This is a genomic window from Streptomyces sp. NPDC005374 (assembly GCF_042872225.1).
Lineage (GTDB): Bacteria > Actinomycetota > Actinomycetes > Streptomycetales > Streptomycetaceae > Streptomyces.
Window position 1 is genome coordinate 382,464 of the sequence record NZ_JBIAKA010000004.1, and the last position, 18,600, is coordinate 401,063.

Consider the following 18,600-nt stretch of genomic DNA (forward strand, 5'->3'; position numbering starts at 1 on the left):
CTCCGAACGCCACTTGTGTGGCGCCGGGCCCCAACTACGAGGCGTCCCGCGCGTCTTCGCGGATCCTTTCGGCGATCTGCGGCGGCATGGGCTCGTGCCGTGCGTAGGAACGGCTGAACCGCGCGGTGCCGTGCGACAGCGACCTGAGGTCGATCGCGTACCGGCCGATCTCGATCTCGGGCACCTCGGCCCTGACGAGCGTGCGGCCGCCGTTGGTCTGCTCGGTGCCGAGCACCCGGCCGCGCCGCCCGGACAGATCGCTCATCACGGCGCCCACGTAGTCGTCGCCGACCAGCACGGACACCTCGGCGACCGGCTCCAGGAGATGGATCCGCGCGTCCGCCGCCGCCTCCCGCAGCGCCAGCGCCCCGGCCGTCTGGAACGCGGCGTCGGAGGAGTCCACCGAGTGCGCCTTGCCGTCCAGCAGGGTGACCCGGACGTCGATGAGCTGATGGCCGGTGGCGACCCCCCTGGCCGCCTGCGCCCGTACGCCCTTCTCGACGGACGGGATGAACTGCCGCGGCACCGCGCCGCCGATGACCTTGTCCACGAACTCGATGCCCGAGCCGCCGGGCAGCGGCTCCACCTCGATCTCGCAGATGGCGAACTGTCCGTGCCCGCCGGACTGCTTCACGTGCCGCCCGCGCCCCGCCGACTTGTCGGCGAACGTCTCCCGCAGCGGCACCCGGTGCGGTACGAGGTCCACCTGCACGCCGTAGCGGCTGCGCAGCCGCTCCAGCGCCACGTCGGCGTGCGCCTCGCCCAGGCACCACAGGACCACCTGGTGGGTGTCCGGATTCTGTTCGAGCCGCATGGTCGGGTCCTCGGCGACCAGCCTCGCCAGCCCCTGCGAGAGCTTGTCCTCGTCGGCCTTGCTGTGCGCCTGGATGGCGAGCGGCAGCAGCGGATCGGGCATCTCCCACGGCTCCATGAGCAGCGGGTCGTCCTTCGACGAGAGGGTGTCCCCGGTCTCCGCGCGGCTCAGCTTCGCCACACACGCGAGATCGCCCGCGATGCAGTGCGTGAGTGAGCGCTGATGTTTTCCGAAGGGTGCGGACAGGGCGCCGACCCGCTCGTCCACGTCATGGTCCTCGTGCCCGCGGTCCGCGAGCCCGTGCCCCGAGACATGGACCGTCTCGTCCGGACGCAGGGTCCCGGAGAAGACCCGCACCAGCGAGATCCTGCCGACGTACGGGTCGGACGCGGTCTTCACGACCTCCGCGACCAGTGGCCCCGCGGTGTCGCACGCCTTGATCTCACGCGGCTTGCCGTCGATGGTGGTGACACCCGGTGTCGGATGCTCGAACGGAGTCGGGAAACCGCCGGTGACCAGTTCGAGGAGCTCGACCGTGCCGAGCCCCTGCTTGGCGCCCTCGCTCGCGGGGGCGGCGGCCAGGACCGGATGGAACGCCCCGCGCGCCACGGCCCGCTCCAGGTCCTCCACGAGCGTCTTGAAGTCGATCTCCTCGCCGCCGAGGTAGCGGTCCATGAGGGTCTCGTCCTCGCTCTCCGCGATGATCCCCTCGATCAGCCGGTTGCGGGCCTCCTCGATCTCCGGCAGCAGGTCCTCACCCGGCTCGCCCTCCTTGCGCTCCCCGGACGAGTAGTCGAACAGCTTCTGCGACAGCAGCCCGGTCAGCCCGGTCACGGGCGCGTGCCCGTCGGGGCCCTGCGGGCCGTGCAACGGCAGGTAGAGCGGCAGTACGGCGTCCGGGTCGTCGCCTCCGAAGGTTTCGGCGCAGATCCGGGTCATCTCTTCGAAGTCCGCCCGCGCGGCCTCCAGATGCGTGACGACGATCGCCCGGGGCATCCCGACGGCCGCGCACTCCTCCCACACCATGCGCGTGGAGCCGTCCACCCCGTCCGAGGCGGAGACGACGAAAAGGGCCGCGTCCGCCGCTCGCAGACCGGCCCTGAGTTCCCCGACGAAGTCGGCGTATCCGGGGGTGTCCAGAAGGTTGATCTTGAACCCGTCCCATTCGACGGGCACCAGGGAGAGCTGTACCGAGCGTTGCTGCCGGTGCTCGATCTCGTCGTAGTCGGAGACGGTGCCGCCGTCCTCCACGCGGCCCGCCCGGTTCACCGCCCCCGCCGTCAGCGCGAGAGCTTCCACCAATGTCGTCTTGCCCGAACCGGAGTGGCCGACCAGCACCACATTCCGTACGGACGCGGGGTGGTCGGCCGCCGTTGCCCTGCCGGCGGCTCCGGGGTGTGTGTTCGCCTTGTCGCCCATGGCCTTGCCTCCCGTGCACGGTGAGGTCACTGTGGGCGCGGACGCATGGACCCGCGTGCGGTGCGGCTCCGGTGACGCCCGCGGTCCTTCGAGCTTTCCACTCGCGTCACGGTGCGTCCATACAACGGACGCGATCGCGCCGTGACCCGTGTGCCGCGGGCCCGTGACACACGGGCTCCGGGTGCCCGGCCGTCGCCCACGTGCGCGCGTGGCTACGATGGGCCAGCCGGTGGCCAGCAGGGGCCGCGCGGCGACACCGACCCTCGGGAAGGCCATGCTGAACAAGTACGCGCGTGCATTCTTCACGCGTGTCCTCACGCCGTTCGCCACATTTCTGATCAGAAGGGGCGTCAGCCCCGACACGGTCACGCTCCTCGGCACCGCCGGAGTGGTCGCGGGCGCGCTGGTCTTCTACCCCATGGGCGAGTTCTTCTGGGGCACGGTCGTGATCACGCTGTTCGTGTTCTCCGACCTCGTCGACGGCAACATGGCCCGCCAGCTCGGCCGCTCCAGCCGCTGGGGCGCCTTCCTGGACTCCACGCTCGACCGGGTCGCCGACAGCGCGGTCTTCGGCGGCTTCGCCCTCTGGTACGCGGGCGGGGGCGACGACATCGCCCTGTGCGCGGTCTCCATCTTCTGCCTGGCCAGCGGCCAGGTGGTGTCGTACACCAAGGCCCGTGGCGAGTCGATCGGGCTGCCGGTCGCCGTCAACGGCCTCGTCGAGCGCGCCGAGCGCCTCGTGATCTCGTTGGTCGCGGCCGGCCTCGCGGGCCTGCACAAGTTCGGCGTGCCCGGCATCCAGTACCTGCTGCCGGTCGCTCTGTGGATCGTCGCCGTCGGCAGCCTGGTCACGCTCATCCAGCGGGTCGTCACGGTCCGCCGGGAGTCGGCGGAGGCCGAGGAGGCCGCCGCCGAGTCGGGCACCGCCGGTACGAGCGCCGTCGAGTCGGGCACCGTGGAGTCCGGTGCCGAGGAGAAGACCCAGGAGCAGGGGAGCGAGGCCGCTAAGTGAGCGCGCAGGAGCGGCTGACGGACACGCTGTACGGCCTCGGCTGGGGCGTGGTCAAGAAGCTCCCCGAGCCGGTCGCCGTGCGCCTGGGCCGGAACATCGCCGACCTCGCCTGGAAACGGCGCGGCAAAGGCGTCCTCCGGCTGGAGAGCAACTACGCGCGCGTGGTGCCCGACGCGAGCCCTGAGCGCCTCGCCGAGCTCTCGCGCGCGGGCATGCGCTCGTACCTGCGCTACTGGATGGAGTCCTTCCGGCTGCCCGCCTGGAGCAAGGAACGCATCAGGGGCGGCTTCGAACCCAAGGACCTGCACCACCTCACCGACGGCCTCGCCGCCGGCAAGGGCGTCATCCTCGCGCTGCCGCACATGGCCAACTGGGACCTCGCCGGCGCCTGGGTCACCACCCGGCTGGAGACACCGTTCACCACGGTCGCCGAACGTCTCAAGCCGGAGACGCTGTACGACCGTTTCGTCGCCTACCGCGAGGGACTCGGCATGGAGGTCCTGCCGCACAGTGGCGGCACCGCCTTCGGCACCCTCGCCCGGCGACTGCGGGACGGCGGACTGGTCTGCCTGGTCGCCGAGCGCGACCTGTCCAGCTCCGGCGTCGAGGTGGAGTTCTTCGGCGAGACGACCCGTATCCCGGCGGGACCGGCCCTGCTGGCCCAGCAGACCGGCGCGCTGCTGCTGCCGGTGACACTCTGGTACGACGACTCGCCCGTCATGCAGGGCAGGGTGCACCCGCCGGTAGAGGTGCCCGAGTCAGGTACGCGGGCCGAAAAGACGTCTGTCATGGCACAGGCGCTGGCCGATGCCTTCGCCACCGGGATCGCCGACCATCCGGAGGACTGGCACATGCTCCAGCGTTTGTGGCTGAAGGACCTCGATCCCACGAAGGGAACCGCGTGAGGATCGGCATCGTCTGCCCGTACTCCTGGGATGTACCGGGCGGCGTCCAGTTCCACATCCGCGATCTCGCCGAGTACTTCATCCGTCTCGGTCACGAGGTGTCCGTCCTCGCCCCGGCCGACGACGACACTCCGCTGCCCCCGTACGTCGTCTCGGCCGGCCGCGCCGTCCCGGTGCCGTACAACGGCTCCGTGGCCCGGCTCAACTTCGGCTTCCTGAGCGCCGCGCGCGTGCGCCGCTGGCTGCTCGACGGGGAGTTCGACGTCGTGCACATCCATGAGCCGTCCTCGCCGTCCCTCGGCCTGCTGACCTGCTGGATCGCGCAGGGCCCGATCGTCGCCACCTTCCACACCTCCAACCCGCGCTCGCGCGCGATGATCGCCGCGTACTCGATCCTCCAGGCCGCCCTGGAGAAGATCAGCGCCCGGATCGCTGTCAGCGAGTACGCCCGCCGCACGCTCGTCGAGCACCTCGGCGGCGACGCGGTGGTGATCCCGAACGGCGTGGACGTCGGCTTCTTCGCCAAGGCCAAGCCCAATCCGCAGTGGCAGGGAGACACGATCGGCTTCATGGGCCGTATCGACGAACCCCGCAAGGGGCTGCCGGTGCTGATGAGGGCCCTGCCGAAGATCCTCGCCGAGCGCCCGGGGACCCGGCTGCTGGTGGCCGGGCGCGGTGACGAGGAGGAGGCGGTGGAGTCGCTCCCCGTGGAACTACGCGCACGCGTGGAGTTCCTCGGCATGGTCAGCGACGAGGACAAGGCCCGCTTCCTGCGCAGCGTCGACCTGTACATTGCCCCCAACACCGGCGGCGAGAGCTTCGGGATCATCCTCGTCGAGGCCATGTCGGCGGGGGCCCCGGTGCTCGCCTCCGACCTCGACGCCTTCGCCCAGGTCCTGGACCACGGCGCGGCCGGCGAGCTCTTCGCCAACGAGGACGCGGACGCCCTCGCCGAGGCCGCCGTACGCCTGCTGGGCGACCCGGCGCGACTGGCCGAACTGCGGGCACGCGGCAGCGCGCACGTACGCAGGTTCGACTGGTCGACGGTCGGCGCGGACATCCTCTCGGTGTACGAGACGGTGACGGCGGGCGCGGCGGCGGTGGCAGCGGCGGAGGACGACCGGGGCCCGGGGTTGCGGGCACGGCTGGGGCTGGCCCGGGACTGACCGGCCCCGATGACCGGACGGTACTTGCGCGCGGGGCGCGGTCGGCGGGGGACCGGCGCGCGTGGTGCCGCAGGCCTGGTGAGGTGCGGCACGGGCTGGACCGCCCCACTCACGGTCGGTCGGCGAGGCTGACGACGCGGCCGGGTCCGGCCCGGGGGCTTGCCGCTCTCGCCGATGACGGGGCCGCCGAGGCGAGGTACGGGGGCGGTTGGAGCGGCGCGTGGCCGGAGCCGGAGCGGCGATGACCGGAGTCGGCCCGGCCCGGAGTGCACCCCGCCGCCGATGTCGTAGTGCCGTGACAGCGCTCTCGCACGCACCGGACACGCCGACCGCGCACACGTCCTCCCCGGTCCTGACCCGCCCCGTCCGAACCCGCCCCGATAGCCTTGCTGCTCGTGACTCCCACCCTCATCTGGATCCTTGTCGCGCTCGTCGCGATCGGCCTTTACCTGAGCTGGACCGCGGGCCGTCTCGACCGGCTGCACGCCAGGATCGACGCCACGCGCGCGGGACTGGACGCGCAGTTGCTCCGCCGGGCCTCCGTGGCCCAGGAACTGGCCACCTCGGGCGTCCTCGACCCCGCCGCGTCGATCGTCCTGTACGAGGCCGCACATGCCGCGCGGCAGGCCGAGGAGGAGCAGCGTGAGGTCGCCGAGAGCGAGCTGAGCCAGGCGCTGCGAGCCGTGTTCGCGGAGACGGCCCAGGTCGAGGCGGTCCGTGAGGCGCCCGGGGGAGAATCGGCGGCCCATGAACTCACGGAGGCCGTACGACGGGTTCCGATGGCCCGCCGCTTCCACAACGACGCGGTCGGCGCCGCCCGCCGGCTCCGCCAGCACCGCAAGGTCCGCTGGTTCCGGCTGGCCGGCCACGCCCCCTTCCCGATGGCCTTCGAGATGGACGACGAGCCGCCCGCGGCCCTGGTGGACCGGGCCGCGTAGGACATGACAGACGCGGGACGCCGGGTCTTCCTCGACCTGGAGGGCAACGGGAACGGCACGGTCTTCGTCGTCGTGGCGGCGCCGACCGGCATCGTCTACGAGGTGCAGGGTGGCGGTTACGGCTGCGTCCCGTACGAGCAGGAGGGCTATCTGCTCCCCGTGCCGGGACGGGCCCTCGACGAGGAGCTGAAGGAGATCTTCGTCGGCGAGCTGAAGAGGTCCGGCTCCCGTGGTCCGACCTGGTCGCCCGAGTTGCTGGACCGGCTGAGGAGCGCCGTCGCACTGCACGTCTACGGCTCCGCGAACCGCGACGACGTGTGGCCCACGCCCCTGGTTCTCGACGAGTCCCGCCTGGCCGAGGCCGACGAGGCGTGGGTGCCGGTGCTCACACCCGACGGTCCGGGCGTGCTGACCTGGGAGAACTCCGACTGATGTGGCCCTTGGGGGAGCAGAACGATCCACCGGCTTCCCATTGGCCCTTGCAGTGGACTGGTCCGGTGGCGTTTCCTCGGTGCTGCAGTAATCCCCCTTTCACATCAGCGAGGTCAGCCCGTGTCCAGCACCGAGAACCAGACTCCCGAGACCGGTACCGCGCGCGTGAAGCGCGGCATGGCCGAGCAGCTCAAGGGCGGTGTGATCATGGACGTGGTCAACGCCGAGCAGGCGAAGATCGCCGAGGACGCCGGTGCCGTGGCCGTCATGGCCCTGGAGCGGGTCCCCGCCGACATCCGCAAGGACGGCGGTGTGGCCCGGATGTCCGACCCGACGATGATCGAGGAGATCATCGAGGCGGTCTCCATCCCGGTCATGGCCAAGTCCCGCATCGGCCACTTCGTCGAGGCCCAGGTCCTGCAGTCGCTCGGCGTGGACTACATCGACGAGTCCGAGGTCCTCACCCCGGCCGACGAGGTCAACCACAGCGACAAGTTCGCGTTCACGACGCCCTTCGTCTGCGGCGCCACCAACCTGGGCGAGGCCCTGCGCCGCATCGCCGAGGGCGCGGCCATGATCCGCTCCAAAGGCGAGGCCGGCACCGGCAACGTCGTCGAGGCCGTCCGCCACCTGCGCCAGATCAAGAACGAGATCGCCCGCCTGCGCGGCTACGACAACAACGAGCTGTACGCCGCCGCCAAGGACCTGCGCGCCCCGTACGAGCTGGTCAAGGAGGTCGCCGAGCTCGGCAAGCTCCCCGTCGTGCTGTTCTCCGCGGGTGGTGTCGCCACTCCCGCCGACGCCGCGCTCATGCGCCAGCTCGGTGCCGAGGGCGTCTTCGTCGGCTCCGGCATCTTCAAGTCCGGCGACCCCGCCAAGCGCGCCGCGGCCATCGTGAAGGCGACCACCTTCTACGACGACCCGAAGATCATCGCGGACGCGTCCCGCAACCTCGGCGAGGCCATGGTCGGCATCAACTGCGACACCCTCCCCGAGTCCGAGCGCTACGCCAACCGCGGCTGGTAACCACTGATGAGCACTCCTGTCATAGGCGTCCTGGCCCTCCAGGGCGACGTCCGGGAGCACCTCGTCGCCCTGGCCGCGGCCGACGCCGTGGCCAGGCCGGTCAGGCGCCCCGAGGAACTCGCCGAGGTGGACGGCCTCGTCATCCCCGGCGGCGAGTCCACCACCATCTCCAAGCTGGCCGCCCTGTTCGGCGTGCTGGAGCCGCTCCGCGCGCGTGTGCGCGAGGGCATGCCCGTCTACGGCACCTGCGCGGGCCTGATCATGCTGGCCGACAAGATCCTCGACCCGCGCTCGGGCCAGGAGACGATCGGCGGCATCGACATGATCGTGCGCCGCAACGCCTTCGGACGCCAGAACGAGTCCTTCGAGGCCGCGGTCGAGGTGAAGGGCGTCGAGGGCGACCCCGTGGAGGGCGTCTTCATCCGCGCCCCCTGGGTCGAGTCCGTCGGTGCCCGCACCGAAGTGCTGGCCGAGCACGCCGGTCACATCGTCGCGGTCCGTCAGGGCAACGCGCTCGCCACGTCGTTCCACCCGGAACTGACCGGCGACCACCGCGTGCACTCTCTGTTTGTCGACATGGTGCGCGCGAACCGGGCGGCGGAGTCCTTGTAGGATCTCAGGCGTTGGTTGCTGGGATGGGTTACGCGAAGGAGACAGGCAGATGTCCGGCCACTCTAAATGGGCTACGACGAAGCACAAGAAGGCCGTGATCGACGCCAAGCGCGGCAAGCTCTTCGCGAAGCTGATCAAGAACATCGAGGTCGCGGCCCGCATGGGCGGCGTCGACATCGAGGGCAACCCGACCCTCTACGACGCCATCCAGAAGGCCAAGAAGTCGTCGGTCCCGAACAAGAACATCGACTCCGCCGTCAAGCGCGGCGGCGGTCTCGAGGCCGGTGGCGCCGACTACGAGACGATCATGTACGAGGGCTACGGACCGAACGGCGTCGCGGTGCTCATCGAGTGCCTCACCGACAACCGCAACCGTGCCGCCTCCGACGTGCGCGTCGCCATGACCCGCAACGGCGGCAACATGGCCGACCCCGGCTCGGTGTCGTACCTCTTCAACCGCAAGGGCGTCGTCATCGTCCCCAAGGGCGAGCTGAGCGAGGACGACGTCCTCGGCGCGGTCCTCGACGCGGGCGCCGAGGAGGTCAACGACCTCGGCGAGTCCTTCGAGGTGCTCAGCGAGGCCACCGACATGGTCGCCGTCCGCACCGCCCTCCAGGACGCCGGGATCGACTACGACTCCGCCGAGGCCAACTTCGTCCCGACCATGCAGGTCGAACTGGACGAGGAGGGCGCGAGGAAGATCTTCCGGCTCATCGACGCACTGGAGGACAGCGACGACGTCCAGAACGTCTTCGCCAACTTCGACGTCAGCGACGAGGTCATGGAGAAGGTCGACGCGTAGCGCTGCCGCGAACTGAGCGGATCCGGCGGGCCGGTGGGACACACCCCACCGGCCCGCCGCCGTTGTCGGTGGCAGCAGATAGCCTGCACAAACAGGCGATTCGAGAGGGAGGGGCAGGGTGCGCGTACTCGGGGTGGACCCCGGACTCACGCGGTGCGGTGTGGGTGTCGTCGAGGGGCTCGCGGGCCGGCCGTTGACCATGGTCGGCGTCGGGGTCGTACGCACGCCCTCGGACGCCGAGTTGGGGCAGCGGCTCGTCGCCGTCGAGCAGGGCATCGAGCAGTGGCTGGACGAGTATCGCCCCGAATTCGTCGCCGTGGAGCGGGTGTTCAGCCAGCACAACGTCCGCACGGTGATGGGCACCGCCCAGGCCAGCGCCGTCGCGATGCTGTGCGCCGCCCGCCGCGGCATCCCCGTCGCCCTGCACACCCCGAGCGAGGTCAAGGCCGCCGTCACCGGCAGCGGACGCGCCGACAAGGCCCAGGTCGGCGCCATGGTCACCCGGCTGCTGCGGCTCGACGCACCGCCCAAGCCGGCCGACGCCGCCGACGCCCTAGCGCTCGCCATCTGCCACATCTGGCGCGCCCCCGCCCAGAACCGACTCCAGCAGGCCGTCGCCCTGCACACAGCCACAGCACGGAAAGGCCGTACGGCATGATCGCCTTTGTGAGCGGCACGGTCGCCGCACTCGCTCCCGACACCGCGGTGGTCGAGGTCGGCGGGGTCGGCATGGCGGTGCACTGCACGCCGAACACGCTGTCGACCCTCCGCCTCGGCAAGCCGGCCAAGCTCGCCACCTCCCTCGTGGTGCGCGAGGACTCCCTGACCCTCTACGGCTTCGTCGACGACGACGAGCGCCAGGTCTTCGAGCTCCTCCAGACCGCGAGCGGGGTCGGCCCCCGGCTGGCGCAGGCCATGCTGGCCGTGCACGCGCCGGACGCCCTGCGCCGGGCGATCGTCACCAGCGACGAGAAAGCCCTGATCGCGGTGCCCGGCATCGGGAAGAAGGGCGCCCAGAAGCTGCTCCTAGAGCTGAAGGACCGGCTCGGCGAGCCGATCGGCGCCCCCGCGATCGGAGCACCGGTCACCCAGGGCTGGCGGGACCAGCTGCACGCGGCCCTGATCGGCCTCGGCTACGCCACGCGGGAGGCCGACGAGGCCGTCACCGCCGTGGCCCCGCAGGCGGAGGCGGCCGAGGGCACGCCTCAGGTCGGCCAACTGCTGAAGGCCGCCCTGCAAACCCTGAACCGCGCCCGCTAGGAGAACGTCAGTGAACTGGGACGACACGACCGACGAGACCGCCCCCGCCGCGGAGCGGCTGGTGGGCTCTGTCGCCGACCGTGAGGACCAGGCCGTGGAGGCCGCCCTGCGCCCCAAGGACCTGGACGAGTTCATCGGCCAGGAGAAGGTCCGCGAACAGCTCGACCTGGTCCTGCGCGCGGCACGCGCGCGGGGCGCCACCGCCGACCACGTACTGCTCTCCGGCGCCCCCGGGCTCGGCAAAACCACCCTGTCGATGATCATCGCGGCCGAGATGGAGGCCCCGATCCGCATCACCAGCGGCCCCGCCATCCAGCACGCCGGTGACCTCGCGGCGATCCTCTCCTCCCTCCAGGAGGGCGAGGTCCTCTTCCTCGACGAGATCCACCGCATGTCGCGGCCCGCCGAGGAGATGCTGTACATGGCGATGGAGGACTTCCGCGTCGACGTCATCGTCGGCAAGGGCCCCGGCGCCACCGCCATCCCTCTGGAGCTGCCCCCCTTCACCCTGGTCGGCGCCACCACGCGCGCGGGCCTGCTGCCGCCCCCGCTGCGCGACCGCTTCGGTTTCACCGCGCACATGGAGTTCTACGAACCGGCCGAGCTAGAGCGGGTCATCCACCGCTCGGCCCATCTGCTCGACGTCGAGATCGGCTCCGAGGGCGCCGCCGAGATCGCGGGCCGTTCCCGCGGCACGCCCCGTATCGCCAACCGCCTGCTGCGCCGGGTGCGCGACTACGCGCAGGTCAAGGCGGACGGCGTCATCACGCGCGACATCGCGGGGGCGGCGCTGAAGGTCTACGAGGTCGACGCCCGCGGCCTCGACCGGCTGGACCGTGGAGTCCTGGAGGCCCTGCTCAAGCTGTTCGGCGGCGGCCCGGTCGGCCTGTCCACGCTCGCGGTCGCGGTGGGGGAGGAGCGCGAGACCGTCGAGGAGGTCGCCGAACCCTTCCTCGTGCGGGAGGGCCTGCTCGCCCGTACCCCGCGGGGACGGGTCGCCACTCCCGCGGCATGGGCGCATCTCGGCCTCACGCCGCCCCGCTCCGCGGCCACAGGAAACGGACAAGGGGACCTGTTCGGGACGTGACGGCATCGTGACGGCGCGGGCATTGGCGGGGTGCGGAACCCAGGTGCGATGCTGAGCGTTGTTCCCTGCGCGCGGACTCGCTTAGACTCCGCCGATGCCGCCTTTGTCGGCGGCGTCCACACCCCAACCATCAGGCCGCTCACCTCGCGGTCGCGTGAAGGAAGTTCCGACCCGTGAGTCTCGTGACCCTCCTCCCCTTCATCGTGCTCATCGGGGCCATGTTCCTGATGACCCGGTCTGCCAAGAAGAAGCAGCAGACCGCCGCCAACATGCGGAACGACATGCAGCCCGGCAGCGGCGTCCGCACGATCGGGGGGATGTACGGCACGGTCAAGGAGGTCGGTGACGACACCGTCCTCCTGGACGCGGGCCCGGGTGTGGACCTGCTCTTCGCGAAGAACGCCATCGGTGCCGTCCTGTCGGACGACGAGTACAACCGCATCGTCCACGGCATCGAGCACGACCTGAAGTCCGACTCCGACGTCGTCCCGGACGACGCCTCCTCCCTCACCGAGACCGACGAGTCCGCCGACGAAGCTGCCGCCGCCTCCGACGAGAAGTCCGTCGACCTCGGTAAGAAGGACACCGCCGAGGAGCCTGTCGCCGACGCGCCCGCCAAGGCCGACGCCGAGGCCGACGCCACCGAGGCGAAGTCGGACGACGAGCCGAAGAAGACCGACGGCGACTCCGACGCGAAGTAGTCGCACTCCGGGCGCGCGGGCCAACTCCGCGCGCCCCGGAACCTGCGCAGCTCGCACGGGATCCCCAACCATGTCATGGCCGTCCGTACGCCGATCCGGCGCGAGAGCGGCCCGAGAGGGAGTACGAGAAGGTGGCAGCACCTAAGAGGGGCCGGAGCGCGAGTGCCCAGAGCAAGCCAGGGCGCACGCTGGCCCTGATCCTGATCGCCATGGTGGCGCTGACCGGGGGAATGTTCCTCTCCGGCCACACCACCCCCCGCCTCGGCATCGACCTTGCCGGCGGTACCAGCATCACGCTGGAGGCGAAGGCCGACCAGGGGTCGGCGATCAACAAGGCCAACATGGACACCGCGGTCGACATCATGAACCGCCGTGTCAACGGTCTGGGCGTCTCCGAAGCGGAGGTGCAGACCCAGGGTGATCGCAACATCATCGTGAACATCCCCAAGGGCACCAACTCCAAGGAGGCCCGCGACCAGGTCGGCACCACCGCCAAGCTGTACTTCCGTCCGGTCCTGGCCCAGGACGCCACCGGCAGCGCCGCGGCCACCCCGTCGCCGAGCGCGTCCGCCAGCGGCTCCTCGACCGCCTCGCCCAGCCCGTCCGCGAGCAAGTCCGGCTCCACGGGTGAGAAGGCGACCTCGTCGTCCTCCCCCTCGCCCACCGCCTCCTCGCAGGGCCGCGCCGTCACCGACGCGCTGAAGGCCGACTCCACACCGTCGGTGTCCGCGAGCCCGACCGGCTCCGCGTCCCCGTCGGCCGCCCCGAGCAGCAGCGCCCCTGCTCCCTCCGCCGCCGACGCCAAGCTCCAGGCCCAGTACGCCGCCCTGGACTGCTCCAAGAAGGCGCAGCGCACCAAGGCGGGCGACGGCGCCAAGCCCACCGACACCACTCTGGGCTGCGGCGACATCGACGGCGTCTGGTACAAGTACGTGCTCGGCCCCGCCGCCGTCGACGGCACCGAGGTCAAGAAGGCCCAGGCCGTCTTCGACACCCAGAACGCCGCCGGCTGGCAGGTCACCATGACCTTCACCGGCAAGGGTGCCAAGAAGTTCGCCGACATCACCGGGCAGCTCGCGAAGAACACCCAGCCGCAGAACGAGTTCGGCATCGTCCTCGACGGCGAGGTCGTCTCCAGCCCGTACGTCAGCTCCTCGATCACCGGCGGCAGCGCCCAGATCTCCGGCAGCTTCACCCAGGAAGAGGCCCAGAACCTCTCCAACATGCTGTCGTACGGCGCCCTCCCGCTCTCCTTCCAGGAGCAGAGCGTGACCACGGTGACCGCGGCGCTCGGCGGTGAGCAGCTGCACGCCGGTCTCCTGGCCGGTGCGATCGGCCTGCTGCTGGTCGTCATCTACCTGGTGGCCTACTACCGCGGCTTGTCGCTCGTCGCGATGGCCTCGCTGCTCGCCTCCGCGATCCTCACCTACGTGATCATGTCCCTGCTCGGCCCGACGATCGGCTTCGCGCTGAACCTGCCGGCCGTGTGCGGTGCCATCGTCGCGATCGGTATCACCGCAGACTCGTTCATCGTGTACTTCGAACGCATCCGCGACGAGATCCGCGAGGGCCGCACGCTGCGCCCGGCCGTCGAGCGGGCCTGGCCGCGAGCCCGGCGCACCATCCTGGTCTCCGACTTCGTGTCGTTCCTGGCCGCCGCTGTGCTCTTCGTAGTGACCGTCGGCAAGGTCCAGGGCTTCGCGTTCACGCTCGGTCTGACCACCGTGCTCGACGTGGTCGTGGTCTTCTTCTTCACCAAGCCGCTGATGACGCTCCTCGCGCGCCGGAAGTTCTTCGCGAGCGGTCACAAGTGGTCCGGCCTCGACCCGAAGGGCCTCGGTGCGCAGCCGCCGCTGCGCCGCACCCGCCGTCCCGCCCCCGTTGAGACGAAGGAGGCGTGAGCATGTCGAAACTCGGCAACCTCGGCGCCCGACTGCACCGTGGCGAGATCAGCTACGACTTCATCGGTCACCGCAAGCTCTGGTACAGCATCTCGATCCTGATCACCATCACGGCGATCGTCGGCCTCGCGGTACGCGGCCTGAACATGGGCATCGACTTCCAGGGCGGCGCGGTCTTCACCACCGAGAAGACCAGCGTCTCCGTCTCCCAGGCCGAGGACTACGCGAAGGAGGCCTCCGGCCACGACGCGGTCGTCCAGAAGCTCGGCAACGGCACGCTGCGCATCCAGATCGCCGGCATGGACACCAAGCAGTCCGACCAGATCAAGAACGACCTGGCCAAGGACTTCAAGGTCGACCCGGAGACCATCGCCGCCGACCTCGTCGGTCCCAGCTGGGGCGACCAGATCGCCAACAAGGCCTGGCAGGGTCTGGCGATCTTCATGGTCCTCGTCGTGATCTATCTGGCGATCGCCTTCGAGTGGCGCATGGCCATCGCGGCGCTGGTCGCCCTGATCCACGACATCACCATCACCGTCGGCATCTACGCCCTCGTCGGCTTCGAGGTCACGCCGGGCACGGTGATCGGTCTGCTGACCATCCTCGGTTACTCGCTCTACGACACGGTGGTCGTCTTCGACTCCCTCAAGGAGCAGACGAAGGACATCACCAAGCAGACCCGCTGGACCTACAGCGACATCGCCAACCGTTCGATCAACGGCACCCTGGTCCGCTCCATCAACACCACGGTGGTCGCGCTGCTGCCGGTGGCGGGCCTGCTGTTCATCGGCGGCGGGTTCCTCGGCGCGGGCACGCTCAACGACATCTCGCTGTCGCTGTTCGTCGGCCTCGCCGCCGGTGCGTACTCCTCGATCTTCATCGCCACCCCGCTCGTCGCCGACCTCAAGGAGCGCGAGCCGGCGATCAAGGCCGTCAGGAAGCGGGTCCTGGCCAAGCGTGCCCAGGCGACCGCCGACGAGGAGATCGTGGAGTCGCGTCCCGTCGGTGAGGAGCCGGAGGACGCCCACGCGGTCGTCGGCCCGCGCACCCAGCCCGCCTCGCGGGGCCGGGGCCGTGGCCGTCCCTCGGGGAAGCGCCGATGACCGAGCTCGCAGGGATCACGGAACTGCTGCTCAGCCGCATCCGGGACGTGGCCGACTACCCGGAGCCGGGCGTGATGTTCAAGGACATCACCCCGCTCCTGGCGGACCCGGCGGCGTTCACGGCGCTCACCGACGCGCTGGCTGCGGTCGCCGCGGACACCGGAGCCACGAAGGTCGTCGGCCTGGAAGCCAGGGGATTCATCCTCGGCGCCCCGGTCGCGGTCCGCGCGGGCCTCGGCTTCATCCCCGTACGCAAGGCGGGCAAGCTCCCCGGGGCGACCCTCAGCCAGGCGTACGACCTGGAGTACGGCTCGGCGGAGATCGAGGTCCACGCCGAGGACCTGTCGGCCGGCGACCGTGTCCTGATCGTCGACGACGTCCTGGCCACGGGAGGCACGGCCGAGGCGTCCATCGAGCTGATCCGTCGCGCGGGCGCGGAGGTGGCGGGCCTCGCGGTTCTCATGGAGCTGGGCTTCCTGGGCGGGCGTGCCCGGCTGATCCCGGCGCTGGCGGGGGCTCCGCTGGAAGCACTGCTGGTGGTCTGAGCGCAGACCGCCCTGCCTGTGAAACGGCCGTTCCGGGACACCGGGGCGGCCGTTCCCCATGGGGAAGCGAGGTGCTTCGTCGTCTGCCGCTCCGTCGTGGCTGGTCGCGCGGTTCCCCGCGCCCCCAGGGGGGATGACGCCACCGGAATTCCGATGGCGGCCTCTCTTGTTCCAGACGTAGACGTCCCTCACATCGGACTGAAGACGATCCCGGGGCGCAGGATCGCTACCATGGGTCCTCCGGAGCCTGACCTGGGGACCCGGATCGCGCACGAGGAGCCCTCTTGCCAGACGAGGCCCAGCCACTGACCGCCGCCAAGCCCGAGCCCGGCTCGGCGCCCGCGGCGAAGCCCGCGCCGGACGCGAAGACCGCGACGAACGACGCCCGCGGGCCGGTCGAGCACGCCCAGTCCGCGCCCGTCGACAAGCCGGCCGAAGCTGCCAGGCCGAAGCCGTCCCCCGCCCTCGACTCCGCCGCACCGGGGAACTCCGAGCGCTCCGCGTCCGTCCGCCCGAACACGGGCCAGCCCGCCCGCACCGGCTCCTCCAACCGCGTCCGCGCCCGTCTCGCCCGCCTCGGCGGCCAGCGCTCCAACCCGTACAACCCGGTCCTGGAGCCCCTGCTGCGGATAGTGCGCAGCAACGACCCGAAGATCGAGACCGCCACCCTGCGGCAGATCGAGCAGGCCTACCAGGTCGCCGAGCGGTGGCACCGCGGCCAGAAGCGCAAGAGCGGCGACCCGTACATCACGCACCCGCTCGCGGTGACCACGATCCTCGCCGAACTCGGCATGGACCCGGCCACCCTCATGGCGGGCCTGCTGCACGACACCGTCGAGGACACCGAGTACGGCCTCGACCAGCTGCGCCGTGACTTCGGTGAATCGGTCGGCCTGCTCGTCGACGGCGTCACCAAGCTGGACAAGGTCAAGTTCGGCGAGGCCGCGCAGGCCGAGACCGTGCGCAAGATGGTCGTGGCCATGGCGAAGGACCCGCGCGTCCTGGTCATCAAGCTCGCCGACCGGCTGCACAACATGCGCACCATGCGCTACCTCAAGCGCGAGAAGCAGGAGAAGAAGGCGCGCGAGACCCTCGAGATCTACGCGCCGCTCGCCCACCGCCTCGGCATGAACACCATCAAGTGGGAGCTGGAGGACCTCGCGTTCGCGATCCTCTACCCCAAGATGTACGACGAGATCGTACGGCTGGTGGCCGAGCGGGCACCGAAGCGTGACGAGTACCTGGCCATAGTGACCGACGAGGTGCAGTCCGACCTGCGCGCGGCCCGGATCAAGGCCACCGTCACCGGCCGCCCCAAGCACTACTACAGCGTCTACCAGAAGATGATCGTCCGCGGTCGCGACTTCGCGGAGATCTACGACCTGGTCGGCATCCGAGTCCTCGTCGACACCGTCCGCGACTGCTACGCCGCCCTCGGCACCGTGCACGCGCGATGGAACCCGGTCCCCGGCCGGTTCAAGGACTACATCGCGATGCCCAAGTTCAACATGTACCAGTCGCTGCACACCACGGTGATCGGCCCCAACGGCAAGCCCGTCGAACTCCAGATCCGCACGTTCGACATGCACCGTCGCGCCGAGTACGGCATCGCCGCGCACTGGAAGTACAAGCAGGAGGCCGTCGCCGGCGCCTCCAAGGTGCGTTCGGACCAGCCGAGGACCACCGGCAAGGACGACCACCTCAACGACATGGCGTGGCTGCGCCAGCTCCTGGACTGGCAGAAGGAGACCGAGGACCCGGGCGAGTTCCTGGAGTCCCTGCGCTTCGACCTCTCGCGCAACGAGGTCTTCGTCTTCACGCCCAAGGGCGACGTCATCGCGCTGCCGGCCGGCGCCACGCCCGTGGACTTCTCGTACGCGGTGCACACCGAGGTGGGCCACCGCACCATAGGAGCCCGCGTCAACGGCCGGCTCGTACCGCTGGAGTCGACCCTCGACAACGGCGACCTGGTCGAGGTCTTCACCTCCAAGGCGCCCGGAGCCGGACCGTCCCGGGACTGGCTGAACTTCGTCAAGTCCCCCCGTGCCCGCAACAAGATCCGCGCCTGGTTCTCCAAGGAGCGCCGCGACGAGGCGATCGAGCAGGGCAAGGACGCCATCGTCCGCGCGATGCGCAAACAGAACCTGCCGATCCAGCGGATCCTCACCGGCGACTCCCTGGTCACCCTCGCGCACGAGATGCGCTACCCCGACATCTCCGCGCTGTACGCGGCGATCGGCGAGGGCCATGTCTCCGCGCAGAACGTCGTGCAGAAGCTGGTCTCGGCGCTCGGTGGCGAGGAGGCGGCCACCGAGGAGATGGACGAGGCGGTCCCGCCGTCCCGCACCCGCGGTCGCAAGCGGCGCAGCAACCAGGACCCCGGTGTCGTCGTCAAGGGCGTCGACGACGTGTGGGTCAAGCTGGCCCGCTGCTGTACGCCCGTACCCGGCGACCCGATCATCGGGTTCGTCACCCGCGGTAGTGGCGTATCGGTTCACCGCAACGACTGCGTCAACGTGGAGTCACTGTCCCGCGAGCCCGAACGCATCCTCGAGGTCGAGTGGGCGCCGACCCAGTCCTCGGTCTTCCTGGTCGCCATCCAGGTCGAGGCCCTGGACCGCTCCCGGCTCCTCTCCGACGTCACCCGTGTCCTGTCCGACCAGCACGTCAACATCCTCTCCGCGGCCGTCCAGACCTCCCGCGACCGCGTCGCCACCTCCCGCTTCACGTTCGAGATGGGCGACCCGAAGCACCTGGGGCACGTCCTGAAGGCGGTCCGTGGCGTCGAGGGCGTCTACGACGTGTACCGGGTGACCTCGGCGCGGAACCGGTCGTAGTACGCCGTAGGACGCCGATACGACGAGAAGGGCCCCGTAC

At 70.4% G+C, this 18,600-nt stretch carries 17 protein-coding genes; 16 read left to right on the forward strand and 1 reads right to left on the reverse strand.

Going from position 1 to position 18,600, the window contains the following annotated elements; all coding sequences use genetic code 11:
• Positions 1-34 precede the first annotated feature (34 nt).
• Positions 35-2,233, reverse strand: a complete 2,199-nt coding sequence (locus ACFYRX_RS13000) for an elongation factor G-like protein EF-G2 (RefSeq protein ID WP_389098835.1) — start codon at positions 2,231-2,233, stop codon at positions 35-37.
• 217 nt (positions 2,234-2,450) lie between these two features.
• Here ACFYRX_RS13000 and pgsA point away from each other — a divergent pair, with 217 nt between their 5' ends.
• The 16 genes from pgsA to ACFYRX_RS13080 all read left to right on the forward strand — a co-directional run bounded on the left by pgsA (position 2,451) and on the right by ACFYRX_RS13080 (position 18,560).
• Positions 2,451-3,245 (forward strand): phosphatidylinositol phosphate synthase, encoded by a 795-nt coding sequence (gene pgsA / locus ACFYRX_RS13005; protein WP_389099099.1) that lies wholly within the window; start codon positions 2,451-2,453, stop codon positions 3,243-3,245.
• Positions 3,242-4,150 (forward strand): phosphatidylinositol mannoside acyltransferase, encoded by a 909-nt coding sequence (locus ACFYRX_RS13010; protein ID WP_389098837.1) that lies wholly within the window; start codon positions 3,242-3,244, stop codon positions 4,148-4,150. Before pgsA ends, ACFYRX_RS13010 begins: the two co-directional genes overlap by 4 nt.
• Positions 4,147-5,316, forward strand: a complete 1,170-nt coding sequence (locus ACFYRX_RS13015) for a glycosyltransferase family 4 protein (RefSeq protein WP_389098839.1) — start codon at positions 4,147-4,149, stop codon at positions 5,314-5,316. Before ACFYRX_RS13010 ends, ACFYRX_RS13015 begins: the two co-directional genes overlap by 4 nt.
• 395 nt (positions 5,317-5,711) lie before the next feature.
• A complete protein-coding gene (locus tag ACFYRX_RS13020; RefSeq protein WP_389098841.1) occupies positions 5,712-6,254 on the forward strand; it encodes a hypothetical protein in 543 nt (180 codons plus the stop codon).
• Between the two features lie 3 nt (positions 6,255-6,257).
• On the forward strand, positions 6,258-6,686 hold the full coding sequence (locus ACFYRX_RS13025; RefSeq protein WP_389098843.1) for a DUF6210 family protein: 429 nt from the start codon (positions 6,258-6,260) through the stop codon (positions 6,684-6,686).
• A gap of 120 nt (positions 6,687-6,806) precedes the next feature.
• Positions 6,807-7,712 (forward strand): pyridoxal 5'-phosphate synthase lyase subunit PdxS, encoded by a 906-nt coding sequence (gene pdxS / locus ACFYRX_RS13030; RefSeq protein ID WP_389098845.1) that lies wholly within the window; start codon positions 6,807-6,809, stop codon positions 7,710-7,712.
• Between the two features lie 6 nt (positions 7,713-7,718).
• A complete protein-coding gene (gene pdxT / locus ACFYRX_RS13035) occupies positions 7,719-8,324 on the forward strand; it encodes a pyridoxal 5'-phosphate synthase glutaminase subunit PdxT (protein ID WP_389098847.1) in 606 nt (201 codons plus the stop codon).
• Between the two features lie 49 nt (positions 8,325-8,373).
• Complete coding sequence (locus tag ACFYRX_RS13040) at positions 8,374-9,126, forward strand: YebC/PmpR family DNA-binding transcriptional regulator (RefSeq protein WP_389098849.1); 753 nt, start codon at positions 8,374-8,376, stop codon at positions 9,124-9,126.
• Positions 9,127-9,244: 118 nt separating this feature from the next.
• Positions 9,245-9,784: a crossover junction endodeoxyribonuclease RuvC gene (gene ruvC / locus ACFYRX_RS13045; RefSeq protein WP_389098851.1), complete on the forward strand. Its 540-nt coding sequence runs from the start codon at positions 9,245-9,247 to the stop codon at positions 9,782-9,784.
• Positions 9,781-10,386, forward strand: a complete 606-nt coding sequence (gene ruvA / locus ACFYRX_RS13050) for a Holliday junction branch migration protein RuvA (protein WP_389098853.1) — start codon at positions 9,781-9,783, stop codon at positions 10,384-10,386. The genes ruvC and ruvA overlap by 4 nt, the downstream gene beginning before the upstream one ends.
• Positions 10,387-10,396: 10 nt before the next feature.
• On the forward strand, positions 10,397-11,473 hold the full coding sequence (gene ruvB / locus ACFYRX_RS13055; protein WP_389098855.1) for a Holliday junction branch migration DNA helicase RuvB: 1,077 nt from the start codon (positions 10,397-10,399) through the stop codon (positions 11,471-11,473).
• Positions 11,474-11,646: 173 nt separating this feature from the next.
• Positions 11,647-12,174, forward strand: coding sequence for a preprotein translocase subunit YajC (gene yajC, locus ACFYRX_RS13060; RefSeq protein ID WP_389098857.1), 528 nt, complete (start codon positions 11,647-11,649; stop codon positions 12,172-12,174).
• 131 nt (positions 12,175-12,305) lie between these two features.
• Positions 12,306-14,075 carry a protein translocase subunit SecD gene (gene secD, locus ACFYRX_RS13065; protein WP_389098859.1) on the forward strand — a complete coding sequence of 590 codons (1,770 nt, stop codon included), beginning with the start codon at positions 12,306-12,308 and terminating at the stop codon, positions 14,073-14,075.
• A gap of 2 nt (positions 14,076-14,077) precedes the next feature.
• Positions 14,078-15,178, forward strand: coding sequence for a protein translocase subunit SecF (gene secF, locus ACFYRX_RS13070; RefSeq protein ID WP_389098860.1), 1,101 nt, complete (start codon positions 14,078-14,080; stop codon positions 15,176-15,178).
• A complete protein-coding gene (locus ACFYRX_RS13075) occupies positions 15,175-15,723 on the forward strand; it encodes an adenine phosphoribosyltransferase (protein WP_389098862.1) in 549 nt (182 codons plus the stop codon). The genes secF and ACFYRX_RS13075 overlap by 4 nt, the downstream gene beginning before the upstream one ends.
• A gap of 284 nt (positions 15,724-16,007) precedes the next feature.
• Entirely contained in the window at positions 16,008-18,560 is a 2,553-nt protein-coding gene (locus ACFYRX_RS13080) for a RelA/SpoT family protein (RefSeq protein WP_389098864.1), read from the forward strand.
• The last annotated feature ends 40 nt before the right edge of the window (positions 18,561-18,600 follow it).